The sequence below is a fragment of the Streptomyces sp. NBC_00190 genome (assembly GCF_036203305.1).
In the GTDB taxonomy this organism is placed as follows: Bacteria; Actinomycetota; Actinomycetes; order Streptomycetales; family Streptomycetaceae; genus Streptomyces.
The window spans coordinates 3,358,341-3,378,424 of record NZ_CP108131.1 but is presented as its reverse complement, the minus strand read 5'-3'; the positions used below and the strand labels follow the sequence as shown (position 1 = coordinate 3,378,424).

Sequence of the window (20,084 nt, the reverse complement as noted above, 5' to 3'; positions counted from 1 at the left end):
AGGCTCCAAGGGTGTGTTGCGGCTCTATCCGGACCGCAAGCGAAGTTACCGCCCCGTATGGTCGAGGTCACCGGCCTTGGGGTGTGATGCCGGTCGCTCCGCTGCTCGCCGGGGTGTCCGGGGCCCCGGCGCCCGGGGCGGCCGCCCCCGTCGCCCCGGCCGCGTGGACGGCCGGGAGCTCCTCGCCCGGGACCCGCCGACGGCGCCGGTGCTTGAGCAGGGCCCAGGGGCCGCGGGCCGCCGTGACCTCCGTACCGGCCTGTCCGGCCGCGGCCGAGGCGGCCTTGGCCACCGGAAGCATGTCCTCGTCCCGGGACACGTCCAGCCGGTCGGACTCCGGCCACAGTTCGAGCGCCGCGCACAGGGTCGGCAGCATGGCCATGGCGGCGGTCGCGTAGCCCTCCGCCGACGGGTGGTAGGAGTCCGGGCCGAACATCTCGCGCGGGTTCGCGGCGAACTCGGGGCCCAGCAGGTCCCCCATCGAGACCGTACGGGCGCCCAGGGCGACCACCCCTATGGTCTGCGCGGCGGCCAGCTGGCGCGAGACGCGCCGGGCCAGCCACCGCAGCGGCTGGTACACGGGCTCGATGGTGCCCAGGTCCGGGCAGGTGCCCACGACGACCTCGGAGCCCGCCAGCCGCAGCCGGCGTACCGCCCCGGTGAGGCACCGCACGGAGTGGGTCGGCGGCATACGCCGGGTCACGTCGTTCGCGCCGATCATGATCACGCACACGTCCGGGGCGGGCGCGTCGCCGTCCAGGAGCACCGTCACCTGCCGGTCCAGGTCGTCCGACATGGCACCCGACAGGGCCGCGTTGCGCAGCTCGACCGGCCGCTCGGCCACCGCCGCCAGCCCGGAGGCCAGCAGGGCCGCCGGAGTCTGCCGGGCCCGCCGTACGCCGAGCCCCGCGGCCGTGGAGTCGCCCAGCATGCCCAGGCGCAGCGGGCCGGGGCTCAGCTCCGGGCCGCCGAACTCGCTCCCGTACAGCCCGTCCGCGCGCGGCGGATCGCCGAGCCCGGTGCCCACGGTCCGCTTGGCGAACTGGACCTCCGCCAGCACCAGCCCCACGGCGGCGACTCCGACCAGCCCGAGTCCGCCCCCGCCGTACGCTGCGCCCGCCGCGATCCGGCGGGCCGTTCTCGCCCTGGACACCCTTCAGGCCACCTCGCTCCCTTGTCGGGCCTTGTTGACGTACCTGCCCCGTACGTACGGTCGGTCAATCCCTTTCCGCATAGTCTGGCCATGCCTCCCGGAGAACCCGTGGAGTCCCGTCCTTGGAGAACATGGTGCAATTCCACGACTCGATGATCAGCCTCGTCGGCAACACCCCGCTGGTGAAGCTCAACCGTGTGACCGAAGGCCTGCAGGCCACCGTCCTTGCGAAGGTCGAGTACTTCAATCCCGGTGGATCCGTGAAGGACCGGATCGCCGTACGGATGATCGAGGCCGCCGAGCAGAGCGGAGCCCTCAAGCCCGGTGGCACCATCGTGGAGCCGACCAGCGGCAACACGGGTGTAGGACTCGCCATCGTGGCCCAGCAGAAGGGCTACAAGTGCATCTTCGTCTGCCCTGACAAGGTGTCCATGGACAAGATCAACGTGCTGCGCGCGTACGGCGCCGACGTCGTGGTCTGCCCGACCGCCGTCGACCCCGAGCACCCGGACTCGTACTACAACGTGTCCGACCGCCTCGTGCGCGAGACCCCGGGCGCCTGGAAGCCCGACCAGTACAGCAACCCGAACAACCCCCGTTCGCACTACGAGACCACCGGTCCCGAGCTGTGGGAGCAGACGGACGGGAAGATCACCCACTTCGTCGCCGGCGTCGGCACGGGCGGCACGATCTCCGGTACCGGCAACTACCTCAAGGAGGTCAGCGGCGGGAAGGTCAAGGTCATCGGCGCCGACCCCGAGGGCTCGGTGTACTCCGGCGGCAGCGGCCGTCCGTACCTCGTCGAGGGCGTCGGCGAGGACTTCTGGCCGACGGCCTACGACCCGAACGTGACGGACGAGATCATCGCGGTGTCCGACAAGGACTCCTTCCAGATGACCCGCCGCCTCGCCAAGGAGGAGGGCCTCCTCGTCGGCGGCTCCTGCGGCATGGCGGTCGTCGCCGCGCTGAAGGCGGCCGAGGGCCTGGGCCCGGACGACGTCGTCGTCGTCCTGCTGCCGGACAGCGGCCGCGGCTACATGAGCAAGATCTTCAGCGACGAGTGGATGGCGGGACACGGCTTCCTGGAGGAGGCCGGACCGTCCGCCCGCATCGGAGACGTGCTCGACGACAAGGAGGGCGGTATCCCCTCCCTCGTCCACATGCACCCCGAGGAGACGGTCGGCGAGGCGATCGACGTGCTGCGCGAGTACGGCGTCTCGCAGATGCCGATCGTCAAGCCGGGCGCCGGTCACCCGGACGTGATGGCCGCCGAGGTCATCGGCTCCGTGGTCGAGAAGGAGCTGTTGGCGGCGCTGTTCGCGCAGCGGGCCTCGCTGGGCGACCCGCTGGAGAAGCACATGAGCTCGCCGCTGCCCCAGGTCGGCTCCGGCGAGCCGGTGTCCGAGCTGATGGCGGTGCTGGGCGAGGCGGACGCGGCGATCGTGCTGGTGGAGGGCAAGCCGACCGGCGTCGTCAGCCGCCAGGACCTGCTGGCGTTCCTGGCCAAGGGCGCGAAGTAGCGGCTACGCAGAGGCGCACGGCCGTCGCGCAAACGGTACGGGCACGACACGTGACGGCAGCACCGTCTTAACACGCCTCCGGCACAGTGGTGGTTGTCGGCAGGGAAGCCCGGGAGACCGGGGCCCGGTCGGCACCACCGAACGGCGTTGCGTGCCTCCGGAGCGGCTCCCGGACCGCGTGGACGCCACCGGACGCGGACGGCCCTGACCCGGCCCGTGTCCTTCGCGGGGACCGCCGTCGTCCCGACCCCGGGCAACCGGGGTGCGGCGGTCCCCGCGCTAACTCTTCCCCGCGCTAACTCTTCCCGGGGCGCCGCAGCCGCTTCGAGGCGTGGACGAAGTTCACGCCCAGGATCCCGGCCCAGGCGACCAGGAGCCCGCTCAGGTGGGCGTGGGCGGCGCCGATGGCCGACAGCGGGATCGCCAGGACCAGCGTGACGATGGCGAAGCCGAAGCGTTCGCCGAAGTTCCCCTCCGCCGGGGCGGACGGACCGGCGGGGCCCCGCGCGGCGGACAGGCGGTCCTCCGCGAGCCGCCGCCTGACCTGCGTGTCGACCTTCTCGACGAACGAGTCCACCAGCGCGGCCTCGTACTCCGGACCCAGCTCCCGCCGGGCGTCCAGCGTGGCGGCGAGTTCCTTCTTCAGCTCTCGGGCATGCACGTCCATCCCCCCACCGTAGGAACGGCCGCGGGCCCCGGCACTGGGGCTAGCCCCCGAATCCGGATCGCGGGCGCGGCTTGCCGTGCTGCATAACCACATGCAGAGTGCTCGGTGACTGAATATCTCACCGGGACGGAGGGGACGGGCATGAGCGACAGCCCGGCCGCGCGGCTGCAGAAGCTCTTCGAGGGGCACCGGCTGACGCCGACCCAGCGGCGGATCGCGCACTGCATGGTGCGCGGAGCGGCGGAGGTGCCGTTCCTGTCGAGCGTGGAGCTCGCCGAGCTGGCCGGGGTGAGCCAGCCGTCGGTGACCCGGTTCGCCGTGGCGCTGGGCTTCGACGGGTATCCCGCACTGCGCCGGCACCTGCGCGAGGTGGCCCCCGCCGAGCGGGCGGAGACGGGGCACGAGGACGCGTACAACGAGTACCAGCAGGCGGTCCAGGGCGAGATCGAGAACCTGCGCCGGCTCGCGGCGATGCTCGCCGATCCCGCGCCCGTCCAGGAGGCGGGCCGGCTGCTCGCCGCCTCGACCCCGCTGCCGGTGCTGGGGCTGCGGGCGGCGTCCTCGCAGGCGCGCGGGTTCGCGTACTTCGCCGCGAAGGTGCATCCGGACGTACGGCTCCTCGACGAGGGCGGCTCGATGCTGGAGGACCGGATCGACGCGGCCGTCGGCGCGGGCGCCTCGGCGCTGCTCTGCTTCGCGCTGCCCCGCCACCCCCGGGAGGTCGTGGACACCCTGGAGCGCTCCCGGCGGGCCGGGCTGACCGTGGTGACGGTCGCGGACTCGGTCTTCGCGCCGGTGGCCCGCCACTCGGACCTGCTGATCCCGGCGCCGGTCGGGACCGGGCTGGCCTTCGACACGGCGTGTGCGCCGATGCTGCTGGGCCGGGTGCTGCTGGAGGCGATGGCGGACGCCCTGCCGGACGCACAGGCCCGGCTGGAGGTCTTCGACACGCAGGCCGCGGCGCGGGGACTGTTCGTGGAGTAGGGCTCAGCGGTAATTGAGCTCGGCCAGCTCGGTGGCCAGGCGGGTGCGCAGCGCCGGGATGCGGGCGAGGACGGGGAGCAGGGTGTTGCGTAGGGCGCGCAGGGCCGGGTTCCGGGTGGTGGCGACGCGGGTCATCCGGTCGGTGAGGGCGACCACCCGCAGGGCGACCGGGCGGCGGCGCGCCTCGTAGCCGTCGAGGTCGCCGGTGGCCAGTGCGCGGCCGAGGGCGTACGCGTCCTGGACGCCGGTGTTCATGCCCTGCCCGCCGGCCGGGCTGTGCACGTGGGCGGCGTCACCGGCGAGGAGCAGCCGGCCGACGCGGTAGCGGTCGGCGACCCGGTGGTGGATCCGGAACCGGGAGGACCAGACGAGGGCGGTGACGGTGGCCTGGCCGGGGGCGCGCTCGTCCAGCAGGTGCTGCACGAAGGCGAGGTCCGGCTCGGCGGGGGCCTCGGCGGCCGTCGCGACGACCCGGTAGCGCCTTCCTCCGGGGCCTGCGGCGGGGGAGGTGCCCGCGGGCAGCGGTGCGACCACGGCCAGCCCGGCGGCGCCGAAGGTGAGGGAGACCTCGCCCGGGCCCGGAACCCAGTCCATGGCGACGTCGGCCAGCACGAAGGACTCCTCGTAGGGGCTGCCGCTGAAGCCGATCCCGGCGGCCTCGCGGACCTTGCTGTGCATTCCGTCGGCGCCGACGGCGTAGGAGGCGCGCAGGGTCTCGCCCGTGGCCGTCGTGAGGGTGGCCCCGTCCGCGCTCTGGGCGACTGCGGTGACCTCGTACGGGCGGTGGACGTCCCCGCCGAGGGCGCGCAGGCGCGCCAGGAGCACGGCCTCGGTCTCGTACTGGGGGACCATCAGCGCGTACGGGTGGGCGGTGCGCAGGCCGTCGAAGGGGATCGCGGCGAGCGGGCGGGCCCCGTCGCGGATCCGGAACCGGCTGACCGGGATGCCGCGGCCGATCAGGTCGGCCGAGAGGGCGCCGGTCGGGTCGAGCTCGTCCAGGACCTCCAGGGTCCGGGCGTGCACGACGGCCGCGCGGGACGTGTTGGCGCCCTCGGCCTGCCGGTCGAGGAGGACGAAGCCGAGGCCCGCCTCGGCCAGGGTGACGGCGAGGGCGAGACCGGTGGGTCCGGCGCCGACGATGGCGACGTCCGTGGTGGCGGGGAGTGCGGTGCTGGTCATGCGGGCCTCCTCCGGCGGGCCAACGTTTGTTGGCCAACGGCTGTTGGCATCAGGATGCGCCTGCCGGGGCTGGCATGTCAACGGCTGTTGGCCTACGGTTGTTGGCATGACGGCGCGACGCACCTCCGACACCACCAAGACGGCCATCCTGCGGGCGGCGCGCGGGCGCTTCGCCGCGCAGGGGTACGAGCGCACCACCATCCGGGCCGTCGCGGCGGACGCGGAGATCGACCCGTCGATGGTCATGCGCTACTTCGGCAGCAAGGAGCAGCTCTTCGACGCCGCCCTGGCCGTGGACCTGCGGCTGCCGGACCTGGGTGCCGTGCCCGTGGCCGAGCTCCCCGCCGCCCTCGTACGGCACTTCGTGCAGCGGTGGGAGGGTGATCCGGCCGACGACGCGCTCCTGGTGCTGCTGCGCTCGGCGGTGACGAACGAGCGGGCGGCGGAGCGGATGCGGGAGGTGTTCGCCGCCCAGGTCGCCCCGGCGCTGGCGGCGGCCCTCGGTCCCGAGCGGGCCGCCCGCGTGGCGGGCCTGGTCTCCACCCAGCTGCTGGGCCTGGCCCTGACCCGCTACCTCCTGCGGCTGCCCGCGGTGACCGCCCTGACCCCGGACGGCCTCGTCGCGGGCCTGGCCCCGGCCCTGGCGGTCACGCTCGCCGGCTGAACCCCGTCCGGGCTCCGTCCGGCTACGTCGCCCCGCGCCACGACAAGGCCGTCAACGGCCAGGCGGACAGCGCCTAGAGCAGCAGCGCGTCCCCGAACGCGCCGCCGGCCTCCGCGACGATTTCCGTGAGGGACTGCGCCGGGCGGACCAGGGCGAAGCGGACCTCCCCCTCCGGGGTGACCGCGAAGCCGTGGACCGCCGGGCGCGGCAGGCTGTTGTAGCCGTAGTGGGCGGTGAAGAAGTACGCGCCCGTGTCGGGGACGCCGATCAGGTCGCCCGGGTCCAGCCGCGGCAGCTCCCGGGCCGTGGCGAGCAGGTCGCCCGCGAAGCAGGCCGGGCCGGCGACGTCCTGGGCGACGGGGTCACCGTCCTTCGGGGCGCCCTTCGCGTCGTACGGCAGGATCCGCAGCGGCCAGGCCGCCGGGGCGTACACCGTCCGGGTCGCCAGCTGGACCCCCGCGTGGGTGAGGGCGATCGGGCGGGCCCCGGTGGTCTTGGTGTACTCCACCCGGGCGAGGACCAGCCCGTGCTTGGCCAGCAGGGACCGGCCGAACTCCGTGACCAGGCCGTACGAGCCGTCGAAGAGCGCGGGAGCCGCCTCGCGCAGGGCGCTCACGTACTGCGCGTACGTCGGGGTCCGCTCGTCCGAGGCGAAGTTCACCGGCAGGCCGCCGCCGATGTCGAGGGTGTCGACCTGGCGGCGTCCCGCCGCCGCGTTGATCTCCTCGGCCAGCGCGTGCAGCTCCCGCACGCCCTGCGCGATCAGCGGCAGCGGGACGCCCTGCGAGCCCGAGTGGGTGTGCAGCCGGGTCAGCCACGGGCGGTCGAGGAAGGCCCGTACGAGCCACTCGCGCGCGCCCGGGTCGCGCAGCGCGATCCCGAACTTCGAGGTCGCCGTGGCGGTGGACAGGGCGTCGATGGATCCGGCCCCGGTCTGGGGGTTGATCCGGACCCCGATCGGGGACCGGGACGGGGCCGCGGCGACCAGGGCGTCCAGCCGCTCCAGCTCCTGCCGGTTGTCGGCGTTGACGGCGACGCCGAGGTCCAGGGCCTCGCGCAGCTCGGCCGCCGTCTTGGCGGGGGAGTCCAGGACGGTCCGCTCCGCCTCCACCCCGGCCGCCCGGGCCAGCGCCAGCTCGCCGGGGCTGGCCACCTCGCAGCCGACCCCCGAGTCCGCCAGCAGCCGCAGCACCGGGACGAGCGGGGCGGCCTTGACCGCGAAGGTGTGCAGGACGGGGGTCCCGGGCGCCACCGCGGCCTCGAATGCGCTGGTCAGGGCGGTGGCGGAGGACCGGATCCCGGCCACGTCCAGCAGGCAGACCAGGGGATCGGAGCCGTCCGCCCCGCCCACCAGACCCTGCTCGACCGCGGCCCGTACGGCCAGGTCACGGCGCGCTGTGGCGCCCTCCTCGTGCGTCCTCGCGTGCATGCCCGAAGGCACCTCGGCAGCCATGTCCGCCAGCCAATCATCCGGCGGGTCGGCCCGCAGCTGTTGACTGAATCTATTCAGGAAGTCAGGATGTGAATAGATTGAACCAACACCGGAGGAGGCACCGCCATGTCAGGACCCCGCCCCGTACGCGCCGCGCGAGGCACCGAGCTGAGCACCCTGGGATGGCAGCAGGAAGCCGCCCTCCGCATGCTGCAGAACAACCTCGACCCCGAGGTCGCCGAGCACCCCGACAAGCTCGTCGTCTACGGCGGCACCGGCAAGGCCGCCCGCGACTGGCGCTCGTACGACGCCATGGTCCGCACTCTGCGGACGCTCAAGCAGGACGAGACGATGCTCGTCCAGTCCGGCCGCCCGGTCGGCGTCATGCAGACCCACGAGTGGGCCCCGCGCGTCCTGCTGGCCAACTCCAACCTCGTCGGCGACTGGGCCAACTGGGAGGAGTTCCGCCGCCTGGAGCACCTCGGCCTGACCATGTACGGCCAGATGACCGCCGGCTCCTGGATCTACATCGGCACCCAGGGCATCCTCCAGGGCACCTACGAGACCTTCGCCGCCGTCGCCGCCAAGAAGTTCGGCGGCACCCTCGCCGGCACCATCACCCTGACCGCCGGCCTCGGCGGCATGGGCGGCGCCCAGCCGCTGGCCGTGACGATGAACGACGGCGTCGCGATCTGCATCGACGTCGACCCGCGCGCCATCGAGCGCCGCATCGAGCACCGCTACCTGGACGTGAAGGCCGACAACCTCCAGCACGCCCTCCAGCTCGCCGTCGAGGCCCGCGACGCCCGCAAGCCGCTCTCCATCGGCCTGCTCGGCAACGCCGCCGACCTGCTCCCGCAGATGCTCGCCGAGGGCGCCCCGATCGACATCGTGACGGACCAGACCTCCGCCCACGACCCGCTCGCCTACCTGCCGACCGGCGTCGACTTCGAGGACATGGCGGACTACGCGGCCAAGGACCCGGCCGGCTTCACCACGCGGGCCCGCGAGTCCATGGCCAAGCACGTCGAGGCCATGGTCGGCTTCATGGACGCGGGCTCCGAGGTCTTCGACTACGGCAACTCCATCCGCGGCGAGGCCCAGCTGGCAGGCTACGACCGCGCCTTCGCCTTCCCCGGCTTCGTCCCCGCCTACATCCGCCCGCTGTTCTGCGAGGGCAAGGGCCCCTTCCGCTGGGCGGCGCTGTCCGGCGAGGCCTCGGACATCCACAAGACCGACAAGGCGATGCTGGAGCTCTTCCCCGAGAACGAGTCCCTGCACCGCTGGATCAAGATGGCCGGCGAGCGCGTCCACTTCCAGGGCCTGCCCGCGCGCATCTGCTGGCTCGGCTACGGCGAGCGCGACAAGGCCGGCGAGCGCTTCAACGAGATGGTCGCCGACGGCACCCTCGCCGCCCCGCTGGTCATCGGCCGCGACCACCTCGACTGCGGTTCGGTGGCCTCCCCGTACCGCGAGACCGAGGCCATGCTCGACGGCTCCGACGCGATCGCCGACTGGCCGCTGCTCAACGCCATGGTCAACGTCGCCTCCGGCGCCTCCTGGGTCTCGATCCACCACGGCGGCGGCGTCGGCATGGGCCGCTCGATCCACGCGGGCCAGGTCACCGTCGCCGACGGCACCAAGCTCGCGGGCGAGAAGATCCGCCGCGTCCTCACCAACGACCCGGGCATGGGCGTCATCCGCCACGTCGACGCCGGCTACGACATCGCCGAGACGGTGGCCGACGAGCGCGGCGTCCGCGTCCCCATGCGCGAGGGTGACTCCGCGTGAGTGAGGCTTCCTCCTTCCACACCATGTGGGCGGAACTCGCTCCCGTCGGGCGCGACGCCGGCAGCGGCGGGTACCGACGGTACGCCTGGAGCGGGGCCGACGCCGACTGCCGGACCTGGTTCCAGGAGCAGGCCGAGGCGCGCGGGCTGACGTACGAGACCGACCGCAACGGCAACCAGTGGGCCTGGCTCGGCGACCCCCTCGCGGGGGACGCCGTGGTCACCGGCTCCCACCTGGACTCCGTCCCCGACGGCGGGGCCTTCGACGGCCCCCTCGGCGTGGTGTCCTCCTTCGCGGCCCTGGACGAACTCCGCAGGAAGGGCGCGGAGTTCACCAGGCCGCTCGCCATCACCAACTTCGGTGACGAGGAAGGGGCCCGCTTCGGGCTCGCCTGCGTCGGCTCCCGGCTCGCCGCCGGGCAGCTGACCAAGGAGAAGGCGTACGAGCTCCGCGACGCCGACGGCATCTCCCTGCCCCAGGCCATGGAGGCCGCCGGATACGACCCCGAGGGCATCGGGGCCGACCCCGACCGTCTCGGCCGGATCGGCGCCTTCGTCGAACTGCACGTGGAGCAGGGCCGGGCCCTGGACCTGTCCGGGGACCGCGTCGGCATCGCCTCCGCGATCTGGCCGCACGGCCGCTGGCGGTTCGACTTCCGCGGCGAGGCCAACCACGCGGGCACCACCCGCCTGGTGGACCGCCGCGACCCGATGCTCACGTACGCGGCGACCGTGCTGGCCGCCCGTACCGAGGCGGCCCTCGCCGGGGCCGTGGCCACCTTCGGGAAGATCTCGGTCGAGCCCAACGGGGTCAACGCCATCCCCTCCCTCGTGCGGGGCTGGCTCGACTCCCGCGCCGCCGACCAGGCCACCCTCGACACGGTCGTCACCGCCATCGAGAAGGCCGCCCGCGAGCGCGCCGACCAGGACGGCATCGACCTCGGAATCGTCCGGGAGTCCTTCACCCCGGTCGTCGAGTTCGAGCACGCCCTGCGCGACGAGATGAACCGGATCCTGGGCGGAGCCGTCCCCGTACTCGGCACCGGGGCGGGACACGACGCCGGAATCCTCTCCGCGGCCGTCCCGACCGCGATGCTGTTCGTGCGCAACCCCACCGGCGTCTCCCACTCCCCGCGGGAGTTCGCCGCCGAGGACGACTGCGTGGCCGGCGTCCTCGCCCTCGCCGACGTACTGGAAGGTCTGGCATGCCGTTGAACACGCACGGCCGCAAGACGTACTGGCTGGAGCACGCCTGGCTCGGCACTCGTGTCGAGCCGGGCGTGGCCCTGGAAACAGGGGCCGACGGCCGGATCGCCGCGGTGCGCACCGGCGTCGCGACCCCGCCCCCCGGCGCGGAGATCCTGCGCGGCCTCACCCTCCCGGGTCTGGCCAACGCCCACAGCCACGCCTTCCACCGGGCCCTGCGCTCCACGGTCCAGGTCGGCTCCGGCACCTTCTGGACCTGGCGCGACTTCATGTACAAGGTCGCCCAGAACCTCACCCCCGACACGTACTTCGCGCTCGCCCGCGCCGTGTACGCGGAGATGGCGCTGGCCGGCATCACGAACGTCGGCGAGTTCCACTACGTCCACCACGCCCCGGGCGGCGCCCCGTACGCCGACCCGAACGCGATGGGCGAGGCCCTGATCGAGGCCGCCGCCGAGGCGGGCATCCGGATCACCCTCCTCGACACCGCCTACCTCTCGGCGGGCTTCGGCGAGGCCCCGAACCCGCACCAGCTGCGCTTCTCCGACGGCACCGCCGACGCGTGGGCGGAGCGGGTGAGCGCCCTGGGGCCGCGCGAGCACGCCCTGATCGGCGCGGCGATCCACTCGGTGCGCGCCGTGCCCGCCGAACAGCTGGCCACCGTCGCACGCTGGGCCGAGGAGCGCCGGGCCCCGCTGCACGTCCACCTCTCCGAGCAGACCGCGGAGAACGACGCGTGCCAGGCCGCGCACGGCCGGACCCCGACCCAGCTCCTCGCCGACCACGGCGTGCTCGGGCCGCGCACCACCGGCGTCCACAACACGCACCTCACCGACGGGGACATCGCCCTCCTCGGCACCACCACCACCGGCACCTGCATGTGCCCCACCACGGAACGCGACCTCGCCGACGGCATCGGCCCGGCGACCCGCCTCCAGCGCGCGGGCAGCCCGCTCTCCCTCGGCAGCGACAGCCACGCCGTGATCGACCTGCTCGAAGAGGCCCGCGCGATGGAGCTCGACGAGCGCCTGCGCAGCCGTACCCGGGGCCACTGGACGGCGAACGCGCTGCTGACCGCGGCGACCGCCGACGGCCACGCGGCGCTCGGCCGGCCCGACGCGGGCCGCCTGGAGGCGGGCGCGCTCGCGGACTTCACCACCATCGCCCTGGACTCCGTACGGACGGCGGGCCCGCTGCCGAGCCTCGGCGCCGAGACGGCGGTCTTCGCCGCGACGGCCGCCGATGTCCGCCACACGGTGGTGGGCGGCCGTCACGTGGTCCGCGACGGAGCCCACACCCTGGTCCCGGACGTCCCGTCCGCCCTGACCGAGTCCATCGCGGCCGTCCGCGGCTGACGTTGTGGGGGTTCCCCCCAGGAACCCTCTGAGAGGAACCCCCATGGCCACCACCGTCATCACCAACATCGCAAGCCTCGTCACCAACGACCCCGCCCTCGGCGACGGATCCCCTCTGGGTCTGATCCAGGACGCCGCGGTCGTCGTCGACGCGGACCGCATCGCCTGGGTCGGCCCCGCCGACAAGGCTCCGGCGGCGGACGGCACGTACGACGCCGACGGCCGGGCCGTCATCCCCGGCTTCGTCGACTCCCACTCGCACCTGGTCTTCGCGGGCGACCGCACCGCGGAGTTCAACGCCCGAATGTCCGGCCGCAGTTACTCCGCCGGCGGCATCCGGACCACCGTCGCCGCCACCCGCGCCGCCACAGACGCCGAGCTCGAAGCCAACCTGGTGCGCCACCTGGACGAGGCCCGCCGCCAGGGCACCACCACCTTCGAGACCAAGTCGGGCTACGGCCTCACCACCGCCGACGAGGCCCGCGCCCTGCGCATCGCCGCCGCGCACACCGAAGAGGTCACCTACCTCGGCGCGCACATCGTCTCCCCGGACTACGCCGAGGACCCGGCCGGCTACGTGGACCTCGTCACCGGCGAGATGCTGGCCGCCTGCGCCCCGTACGCCCGCTGGGTGGACGTCTTCTGCGAGAAGGGCGCCTTCGACGGGGACCAGGCCCGCGTGATCCTCACCGCGGGCGCCGGCGCCGGGCTGATCCCGCGCGTCCACGCCAACCAGCTCTCCTACGGCCCCGGCGTCCAGCTCGCCGTCGAGCTCGAAGCCGCCTCCGCGGACCATTGCACCCACCTCACCGACGCGGACGTCGACGCCCTGGCCCAGGCCGCCGCCACCACGGTGGCCACCCTGCTGCCCGGCGCCGAGTTCTCCACCCGCGCCCAGTGGCCCGACGCCCGGCGCCTGATCGACGCGGGAGCCACCGTCGCGCTGTCCACGGACTGCAACCCCGGCTCCTCCTACACCAGCTCGATGCCGTTCTGCATCGCGCTCGCCGTCCGCGACATGCGGATGACCCCCGACGAGGCCCTGTGGTCCGCGACGGCCGGCGGCGCCCGCGCGCTGCGCCGCACCGACATCGGCGCCGTCACGCCCGGAGCCCGCGCCGACCTGGCCCTCCTGGACGCTCCCAGCCACGTCCACCTGGCCTACCGCCCCGGTGTCCCGCTCGTTTCCGCGGTGTGGCAGAAGGGTGTCCGCGTCCGCTGACGAACAGTCAATTCCGGCCTGCCCTTTGTCTTCCCTCCGCAAGGTCCCGGGCGTACCTTGAGCCACCAATCTGATGTGTCGTCAGGAATTTGTGGCCCGAGGGGAAGACGAAGGTGTCCGACCGGAAACGCTCCACCGCGCTCGCGCTGGCGTCCGCGCTGGCCGGATCGGCGGTCCTACTGGCCGCCCCCGCAGCGCACGCCGCCGTCGTCGACGTGGCCTACGACTGCAAGACCCCGATCGGGGACAAGTCGGCGGTATCGCCCATCGACATCAAGGCCGTCAAGGAGGGCGACGCCTACAAGCTGACGATGTCCTTCCAGAAGGGTGTCTCGTCCAGCCCGATCGAACTCGGCAAGGGCGCGATGAGCCCCAGCGCCGTCATCCTCGTCGGCGGGGCCGAGAAGGTCTCCGTACCGGTCTCCGGCCCGCCCAACCCCGAGGCCGCGCCCGCCAACACCCCGATCAAGATCACCGACCTGTCGGGCACCTACACGCCCAAGAAGAGCGGCAAGGTCACCTTCACCGCCGGAGTGCTCACCATCAAGGCGATGGGCACCACGACCACCTGCACCCCCGGCAACAGCCCCGGACCGTCCCTGGAACTGGACGTCACCGCCGCGGGCGGCGCCGCCGCGCAGTCCGGCGGCGACACGGACGGCACCCTCCCGCAGACCGGCCCCACCGACTCCGCCCTCGCCCTCGGCACCCTCGGCGGCACCGTGCTGCTGTCCGGCGCCGCCGGCGTGCTCTGGCTGACCCGGCGCGGCCAGCGGGCCCGGTCCTGAACGGAGCACCCCGGCCATGCGCGTGCTCCACACCTTCCGACGGCTCGGGGTGCCGCTCCTCGCGGCCACCGCGCTGTACGCGGCCGCCGCGGCCCCCGCGGCGGCCGACGACCCGGGCTGGACCGCCGAGCCCGCCGCCGGGACGGCCGCCCGGCCCGGCGCGGTCCGCCCGTACTTCCCGCGCCCGTATTACTACATGTCAGGCACCCCCGGCACCGTGCTGGAGGACCGCCTCGCCCTGGCCAACACCACCGACCGGGAACGCACCGTCACCCTGCGCGGGGCCGACGCCTACAACACGGCCGACGGCGCCTTCGCGGTGCGCCCGGCCGGGCCCGCGGCCGAAGGCAGCTCGGCGGGTGCCGTGCACGGCGCCGGAGCCTGGATCAGCTTCGGCGCCGGAGCCACGGTGAAGATCCCTCCCCGCACCCGCGCGGTGGTCCCCTTCACCGTCACCGTGCCGCCCGCGTCCCCGCCCGGCGACCACCCCGCCGCGGTGGTCGCGACCGAGAGCGGCCACGAGGTGGGCGTACGGATCCATCTGAGGGTCAGCGGCCCCACCCTGGCCGCCCTCACCGTCGAGGACGTCGCCGTACGGGGCCGGGGCCCGGCCGCGGTCGTCGCCTACACCCTGGTCAACCGGGGGAACGTGGCCCTCGCCCCCGAGCTCGCGATCCACGCCGAGGGCCTCCTCGGCGAGGTCCCGGGCCGCGGCGCCCGGGCCTTGCCGGTGGAACTGCTCCCCGGCCAGCGGGTGGAGCTGACCGAGCCCTGGCCCGGCGCCCCCGTGGCGGACCGGGTCCGCGTCACCCTCACCGTCACCGCCCCCGGCGCCGCCCGGGCCGTCGGGAGCGGTACGCGCTGGCTCGTGCCCTGGGACCTCGCCGGCTGGACGGGTCTCGGCCTGCTCGGCCTCGGCGGGACCGCCGCGGCCGCGCTGTTCCTCGTACGCGGCCGGCGGCCCCGCCGGCGCCCGTCGGACGACGAGCCGCCCGCGCCGACCCCCGCACCCGAACACGAACTGACGGGAGCCTCCAGGTGAGAAGAGTCGGAGCCCTGCTCGCGGTGGGGCTGGCGGTGTGCGCGCTGGCGCTGTTCCCGGCGACCCCGGCCGCCGCCGACGAGGGCAAGCCCGCCGTGGCGCTCTCGCTCCAGGAGGCCGCCATGGGCACCGAGATCACCGTCACCGGCACCGGGTGGCGGCCCAGGACGCTGGTGATGCTGCTGGTCTGCGGGCAGAACATGATCGGCGGCACCAACAGCTGCGCCAACGCCGACGGTGCGGCCGTCTCCGTCGCCGAGGACGGGCACTTCGCCGCAGGGCTGCCCGTGGTGGCCCCGCCCAAGCCCTGCCCCTGCGTCGTCAACGTCACCTCCGTCAACGGCGACCAGTCCACCGTCGCTGCGCCCCTGAAGATCACCGACCACGCGGTGGCCGAGCTGCCCGCCGAATCCGGCACGCCCCGCCTCGCGATGCTCACCGGGGTCCGGCTGGAAGGCGAGGACGGGGTGCTGACCTGGTTCGGAGCCCCGCCCAGCCGGAAGTTCAAGGTCACCGTCGGCAACCTCGGCTCGGCCCCGGTCAAGGACCCGGTCTTCCAGCTCGGCACCGCCCACGGGGTGTTCGCGCCCCTGTGGGAGGAGGCCCGGTGGAAGGGCAGCATCCCGCCGGGCGGCAAGGCGGAGATCGCCCTGGACGTCGCCCTCACCGCGGGCGCCTACGGCGACTACACGATCTCCCTCAAGTACGGCGAGACCGTCGTGGCCACCCAGCCCTGGGGCGTGGACCGGCCGTACGGGGTCCTGCTCTTCTGGGGTCTGCTCCTGCTGGTGATCCCGGCCGCCCTCTTCCGCGTCGGCATGGCCGCCGTCGACAAGGTCCGGCCGCGCGCCGCGGCCGCCGGAGGCCGCCACCGGGGGCCCCTTCCGGCCCGCTCCGCGAAGGCACCGGAGCCTCCTGAGACCACCACGGCGGTCCTGCCGTGGTTCAACCCGGACAGCGCGCCGGAGACAGCACCACAGACGTCCGCACCGTCTGAGAACCGTTCGACGACGAAGGGACATTCGTGAAGACCCAACGGAGGGTGAGCGCGGCCGTGGTCGCGCTGCTGCTCGGCGGCGCGGGTATCGCCATTTCGGCTTCTCCCGCCGTGGCCGCCGAGGCCACGTACAAGGTCAAATGCGTGCCGCCGGCCGGCGGTGGCGACCCGGTGGAGGGCGAGACCACTGCCAAGATCACCGCCCCGGCCGCGGCCAAGGTCGGCGACGAGGTCGACGTGGTCTGGGAGACGGTCAAGCCCGCCTCGAACAACACGGACCTGATGGACATCCCGAAGGACGCGGTCCAGCCCACCGGCTGGATCACGCTGGGCGGGGGGATGGGCGAGCTGAAGGTCGTCGGGGAGAAGAAGAACCCGCCGATCCCCAAGAAGGCCCCCATGGTCATGTCGCCCATGAAGGGCAAGCTGAAGCTCACCAAGGCTGGCAAGATCACCCTGACCCCCGGCAAGTACGACGTCGCCGTCACGTTCTCCTTCGGCACCTTCGTCACCAAGTGCGCACCGGTGGGCGAGGTGAAGGGCGGGGCGACCATCGACGTGTCGGCCGGCTCCAGCGGCGGCACGACGAGCGGCGGCACGACCACGGGCGGGGCGACCACCGGCGGATCCACCACGACCGGCGGCTCCACGACCGGCGGATCCACCACCTCGGGCGGCTCCACCACCGGGGGAGGCGGCGGCCAGACCGACTTCCCGGGCAAGCCCGTCGAGGTTTCCTTCGACTGCGGGCCGGTCGTCCCGGGCGGCATCAAGACCCCGGTCACGATCAACGCTAAGAAGAACGGCGGCAGCTACGACCTGACCGTCAAGACCGCCAAGGGCGCGATGGCCGCGCCCGTGCCCCTGCCGGCGGGGGCCCTCAAGCCCTCGATGGACGTCAAGCTCGGCGGCGCCGACAGCGGCACGGTCAAGGTCTCCGGCCCGGCCAACGCCGAGGCGATCCCCGACAAGGGGCCGGTCAGCCTCAGTGACATGACCGGCACCTACAAGCCCGGCAAGACCGGCAAGGTGACGCTCAGCCCGGACCGGCTGACGATCGACGTCACGATGGCCGCGGGCTCGCCGCCGATCAACGTCCCCTGCAAGGCGGCCAGCAGCGGCGTCTCGCTGGAGCTGGACACCACCGCCCAGCCGGGCGGCTCCGGCTCCTCGACCAGCACGGGCACCAGCACCGGCACCGGCACTTCGGGCGGCCTCGCCGAAACCGGCGCCGAGGACGAGGGCGGCATCCAGGCCCTGGCCCTCGTCGCCGGCACGGTGATCCTGCTCGGCGGCGCGGTCTTCACCTTCACTCCGTGGCGCCGCCTGCGCGGCACGCGCTGACCCGCGAACGCGAGCGGCCCGGCACACCGTTCGGTGTGCCGGGCCGCTCACGTGCCAGGGGGGTGCGTCAGTGCACGCCGCCCATGAGGGTCTGGACCTTCTTGCGGTACGTGTAGACCGCGAAGCCGGCCAGGACCGCGGCGAGCGCCTGGAAGGCGATCACCCAGGTGCCGTTGAGGTCCACCCCGCCGATCGACAGGAGGCTGGTGATGCAGTCACCGGCGGTGACCGCGAGGAACCAGACACCCATCATCTGGGAGGCGTACTTCTGCGGGGCCATCTTCGTGGTGACGGAGAGGCCGACCGGGGAGACGCACAGCTCGCCGATGGTCTGGATCATGTAGATCGAGACCAGCCACATTGGGGAGACCTTGACGTCGCCGGTCGCCATGCCCATCGGGACGATGAAGACGAAGAACGAGGCGCCGATCAGGACCAGGCCCATCGCGAACTTCACGATGGTGTTCGGCTCCTGGTTCTTGCGGGCCAGCCACAGCCACAGCCAGGCGAAGACCGGGGCCAGGGCCATCACGAACAGCGGGTTCAGCGACTGGTACCAGGTGGCCGAGAAGTCGAAGCCGAACATGGTGCCGGCGGTCTTGTCGTCCGCGAACAGGGACAGCGTGGAGCCACCCTGGTCGTAGATCATCCAGAAGACGGCGGCCGCGATGAAGAACCAGATGTACGCGGTCATCTTCGACTGCTCGGCCCCCGACAGGTCCTTGTCGCGCTTGATGCGGGCCAGGACGGCGATCGGGATGAACAGGCCGGCCAGCGTCAGCGGGACCAGGGCCCAGTTCAGCGTGTAGGCACCGAGGGCGACCACGGCGCCGTAGAAGACGGCGATACCCAGGACCGCGAAGACGAGCTTCGTGAGGACGGCCTTGCGCTCCTCCGCAGACAGCGGGTTCGGGACCACGCTGCTCTTCGGGCTCAGGTGCTTGGTGCCGAGCAGGAACTGGGTGAGACCCAGGCCCATGCCGACGGCGGCGAGGGCGAAGCCCAGGTGCCAGTTGTGCTCCTTGCCGACCGTGCCGACGACGAGCGGGGCGACGAAGGCGCCGAGGTTGATGCCGATGTAGAAGAGGGTGAAGCCACCGTCGCGGCGCGGGTCCTCCGGGCCGTCGTACAGGTGGCCGACCATCGTGGAGATGTTGGCCTTCAGCAGACCGGAACCGGCCGCCACGAGGATCAGACCGACGAAGAACATCGCCTGGCCGGGGAGGGCCAGCGAGAGGTGACCAGCCATGATCACGAAGCCGGCGATGGCGACGGTCTTGCGGGCGCCCCAGACGCGGTCACCGAACCATCCGCCCGGCATGGCCATCAGGTAGACCATGGAGACGTACACGGAGTAGATCGCCGTGGTCGTGGCCGCGGTCATGGCCAGACCGCCGCCCTGGCTGCCCGTGGCTGCGTCGGCGCCGCCCGAGACCAGGTAGTACACGAGAAGTGCGCGCATGCCGTAGTAGGAGAAGCGCTCCCACATCTCGGTCATGAACAGAGTGGCCAGGCCACGGGGGTGGCCGAAGAAGGTCTTCTCGGTGGACGGATCCGCCGAGTCCCTCGTCAGGCTGGAAGCCATGGTCGAGATCCTTGCTTGGTCGGGACGCGCTTCGCTTCGTGAGCTGTTCAACGCCCGGTGGGGGGTGGCCGGCACCGGCAGCGGGTGACCCGCCCCACGCCCCGGGGTCCCGCCTCCGACGGATCGGAGGCGAAGGGTCAGCCGTAACCGGGATCCACGCCCTGTCGCGCACCTTCGCGCTGACAAGGCCCGGCCCACAGGTCATTCACTGCCATCTGGGTCGAACAAACCGACCAGAGCAGAATTTGAGGTCTTTGGCTCGCTTTTCGGCACAAAGATCCCCTGAGTGGTGCATCAGGCGTCTCGCCACCATACGACAGGACACTGCGGCATATGGAAGGACTTGAGACATGGATCACAGGTAAGCCGGGAACCGATCAACCATATTCGAAGGCACCCCCTCGCTCATAACCACAGATCAGGAGGGTCCCGCAGGCGTGCCCCTCCTGGCAGCCGCTGCGGACTACCATCACCCACATGACGCGTGTACTGCTCGCCGAGGACGACGCATCCATCTCGGAACCCCTGGCCCGCGCCCTGCGCCGGGAAGGGTACGAAGTCGAGGTCCGGGAGGACGGCCCCACGGCCCTGGACGCCGGACTGCAGGGCGGCGTCGACCTGGTCGTCCTGGACCTGGGCCTGCCCGGCATGGACGGCCTGGAGGTCGCCCGCCGGCTGCGCGCCGAGGGCCACGGCTTCCCGATCCTGGTCCTCACCGCCCGCGCGGACGAGGTCGACACGGTCGTGGGCCTGGACGCCGGCGCCGACGACTACGTGACCAAGCCCTTCCGGCTCGCCGAACTGCTGGCCCGGGTCCGGGCCCTGCTCCGGCGCGGCGCGAACGAGGCCGCCCAGGCCCCCGCCACCCACGGCGTGCGCATCGACGTCGAGTCGCACCGCGCCTGGATGGGGGAGGAGGAGCTCCAGCTCACCGCGAAGGAATTCGACCTGCTGCGGGTCCTGGTCCGCGACGCGGGCCGGGTCGTCACCCGGGACCAGCTCATGCGCGAGGTCTGGGACACCACCTGGTGGTCCTCCACCAAGACCCTCGACATGCACATCTCCTGGCTGCGCAAGAAGCTCGGCGACGACGCCGCCAACCCCCGCTACATCGCCACCGTCCGCGGCGTCGGCTTCCGCTTCGAGAAGAGCTGAG

At 72.9% G+C, this 20,084-nt stretch carries 17 protein-coding genes; 12 read left to right on the top strand and 5 right to left on the bottom strand.

Annotated features, from left to right (window positions below; all coding sequences use genetic code 11):
* Positions 1-67 precede the first annotated feature (67 nt).
* Entirely contained in the window at positions 68-1,153 is a 1,086-nt protein-coding gene (locus OG429_RS16260) for an SGNH/GDSL hydrolase family protein (protein ID WP_328926043.1), read from the bottom strand.
* A gap of 134 nt (positions 1,154-1,287) precedes the next feature.
* Between OG429_RS16260 and OG429_RS16255 the strand changes: the two genes are divergently transcribed.
* Positions 1,288-2,673 (top strand): cystathionine beta-synthase, encoded by a 1,386-nt coding sequence (locus OG429_RS16255; RefSeq protein WP_328930289.1) that lies wholly within the window; start codon positions 1,288-1,290, stop codon positions 2,671-2,673.
* Between the two features lie 295 nt (positions 2,674-2,968).
* Here the strand turns inward: OG429_RS16255 and OG429_RS16250 are convergent, their stop codons facing one another.
* Complete coding sequence (locus OG429_RS16250) at positions 2,969-3,340, bottom strand: hypothetical protein (protein WP_328926042.1); 372 nt, start codon at positions 3,338-3,340, stop codon at positions 2,969-2,971.
* Positions 3,341-3,481: 141 nt separating this feature from the next.
* On the opposite strand from OG429_RS16250, the gene OG429_RS16245 reads away from it, so the two are divergent.
* On the top strand, positions 3,482-4,324 hold the full coding sequence (locus tag OG429_RS16245) for a MurR/RpiR family transcriptional regulator (RefSeq protein WP_328926041.1): 843 nt from the start codon (positions 3,482-3,484) through the stop codon (positions 4,322-4,324).
* Between the two features lie 3 nt (positions 4,325-4,327).
* Here the strand turns inward: OG429_RS16245 and OG429_RS16240 are convergent, their stop codons facing one another.
* The gene (locus OG429_RS16240; RefSeq protein ID WP_328926040.1) at positions 4,328-5,503 is read right to left on the bottom strand and encodes an FAD-dependent oxidoreductase; all 1,176 of its coding nucleotides are present in this window, start codon (positions 5,501-5,503) and stop codon (positions 4,328-4,330) included.
* A 106-nt stretch (positions 5,504-5,609) separates the two neighbouring features.
* Between OG429_RS16240 and OG429_RS16235 the strand changes: the two genes are divergently transcribed.
* Positions 5,610-6,167, top strand: coding sequence for a TetR/AcrR family transcriptional regulator (locus OG429_RS16235; RefSeq protein ID WP_328926039.1), 558 nt, complete (start codon positions 5,610-5,612; stop codon positions 6,165-6,167).
* 73 nt (positions 6,168-6,240) lie between these two features.
* Here OG429_RS16235 and OG429_RS16230 read toward each other — a convergent pair whose 3' ends face one another.
* Complete coding sequence (locus OG429_RS16230; RefSeq protein WP_328926038.1) at positions 6,241-7,620, bottom strand: diaminopimelate decarboxylase; 1,380 nt, start codon at positions 7,618-7,620, stop codon at positions 6,241-6,243.
* Between the two features lie 105 nt (positions 7,621-7,725).
* Here OG429_RS16230 and hutU point away from each other — a divergent pair, with 105 nt between their 5' ends.
* The 8 genes from hutU (at position 7,726) to OG429_RS16190 (ending at position 17,343) form a co-directional block, all read left to right on the top strand.
* Positions 7,726-9,390 (top strand): urocanate hydratase, encoded by a 1,665-nt coding sequence (gene hutU, locus OG429_RS16225; protein WP_328926037.1) that lies wholly within the window; start codon positions 7,726-7,728, stop codon positions 9,388-9,390.
* Between the two features lie 23 nt (positions 9,391-9,413).
* Positions 9,414-10,604, top strand: a complete 1,191-nt coding sequence (locus OG429_RS16220; RefSeq protein ID WP_328930288.1) for an allantoate amidohydrolase — start codon at positions 9,414-9,416, stop codon at positions 10,602-10,604.
* Positions 10,595-11,950, top strand: a complete 1,356-nt coding sequence (locus OG429_RS16215; RefSeq protein ID WP_328926036.1) for a formimidoylglutamate deiminase — start codon at positions 10,595-10,597, stop codon at positions 11,948-11,950. The genes OG429_RS16220 and OG429_RS16215 overlap by 10 nt, the downstream gene beginning before the upstream one ends.
* 43 nt (positions 11,951-11,993) lie before the next feature.
* Positions 11,994-13,172 carry an imidazolonepropionase gene (hutI, locus tag OG429_RS16210; protein ID WP_328926035.1) on the top strand — a complete coding sequence of 393 codons (1,179 nt, stop codon included), beginning with the start codon at positions 11,994-11,996 and terminating at the stop codon, positions 13,170-13,172.
* Positions 13,173-13,285: 113 nt separating this feature from the next.
* Positions 13,286-13,960, top strand: coding sequence for an LPXTG cell wall anchor domain-containing protein (locus OG429_RS16205; RefSeq protein ID WP_328926034.1), 675 nt, complete (start codon positions 13,286-13,288; stop codon positions 13,958-13,960).
* Positions 13,961-13,976: 16 nt separating this feature from the next.
* Entirely contained in the window at positions 13,977-15,002 is a 1,026-nt protein-coding gene (locus tag OG429_RS16200; RefSeq protein WP_328926033.1) for a COG1470 family protein, read from the top strand.
* Complete coding sequence (locus OG429_RS16195) at positions 14,999-16,030, top strand: hypothetical protein (RefSeq protein WP_328926032.1); 1,032 nt, start codon at positions 14,999-15,001, stop codon at positions 16,028-16,030. Before OG429_RS16200 ends, OG429_RS16195 begins: the two co-directional genes overlap by 4 nt.
* Positions 16,027-17,343 (top strand): hypothetical protein, encoded by a 1,317-nt coding sequence (locus tag OG429_RS16190; protein ID WP_328926031.1) that lies wholly within the window; start codon positions 16,027-16,029, stop codon positions 17,341-17,343. Before OG429_RS16195 ends, OG429_RS16190 begins: the two co-directional genes overlap by 4 nt.
* A 67-nt stretch (positions 17,344-17,410) precedes the next feature.
* Here the strand turns inward: OG429_RS16190 and OG429_RS16185 are convergent, their stop codons facing one another.
* Positions 17,411-18,928, bottom strand: coding sequence for a peptide MFS transporter (locus OG429_RS16185; RefSeq protein WP_328926030.1), 1,518 nt, complete (start codon positions 18,926-18,928; stop codon positions 17,411-17,413).
* Between the two features lie 477 nt (positions 18,929-19,405).
* Here OG429_RS16185 and OG429_RS16180 point away from each other — a divergent pair, with 477 nt between their 5' ends.
* Complete coding sequence (locus OG429_RS16180; protein WP_030296931.1) at positions 19,406-20,083, top strand: response regulator transcription factor; 678 nt, start codon at positions 19,406-19,408, stop codon at positions 20,081-20,083.
* Position 20,084: the final 1 nt, after the last annotated feature.

Coding starts and splice junctions, on each gene's coding strand:
- OG429_RS16215 (WP_328926036.1), top strand. CDS start 10,595: ATGCCGTTGAACACGCACGGCCGCAAGACGTACTGGCTGGAGCACGCC.
- OG429_RS16180 (WP_030296931.1), top strand. CDS start 19,406: ATGACGCGTGTACTGCTCGCCGAGGACGACGCATCCATCTCGGAACCC.
- OG429_RS16220 (WP_328930288.1), top strand. CDS start 9,414: ATGTGGGCGGAACTCGCTCCCGTCGGGCGCGACGCCGGCAGCGGCGGG.
- OG429_RS16185 (WP_328926030.1), bottom strand. CDS start 18,928: ATGGCTTCCAGCCTGACGAGGGACTCGGCGGATCCGTCCACCGAGAAG.
- OG429_RS16245 (WP_328926041.1), top strand. CDS start 3,482: ATGAGCGACAGCCCGGCCGCGCGGCTGCAGAAGCTCTTCGAGGGGCAC.
- hutI (WP_328926035.1), top strand. CDS start 11,994: ATGGCCACCACCGTCATCACCAACATCGCAAGCCTCGTCACCAACGAC.
- OG429_RS16240 (WP_328926040.1), bottom strand. CDS start 5,503: ATGACCAGCACCGCACTCCCCGCCACCACGGACGTCGCCATCGTCGGC.
- OG429_RS16230 (WP_328926038.1), bottom strand. CDS start 7,620: ATGGCTGCCGAGGTGCCTTCGGGCATGCACGCGAGGACGCACGAGGAG.
- OG429_RS16200 (WP_328926033.1), top strand. CDS start 13,977: ATGCGCGTGCTCCACACCTTCCGACGGCTCGGGGTGCCGCTCCTCGCG.
- OG429_RS16235 (WP_328926039.1), top strand. CDS start 5,610: ATGACGGCGCGACGCACCTCCGACACCACCAAGACGGCCATCCTGCGG.
- OG429_RS16250 (WP_328926042.1), bottom strand. CDS start 3,340: ATGGACGTGCATGCCCGAGAGCTGAAGAAGGAACTCGCCGCCACGCTG.
- hutU (WP_328926037.1), top strand. CDS start 7,726: ATGTCAGGACCCCGCCCCGTACGCGCCGCGCGAGGCACCGAGCTGAGC.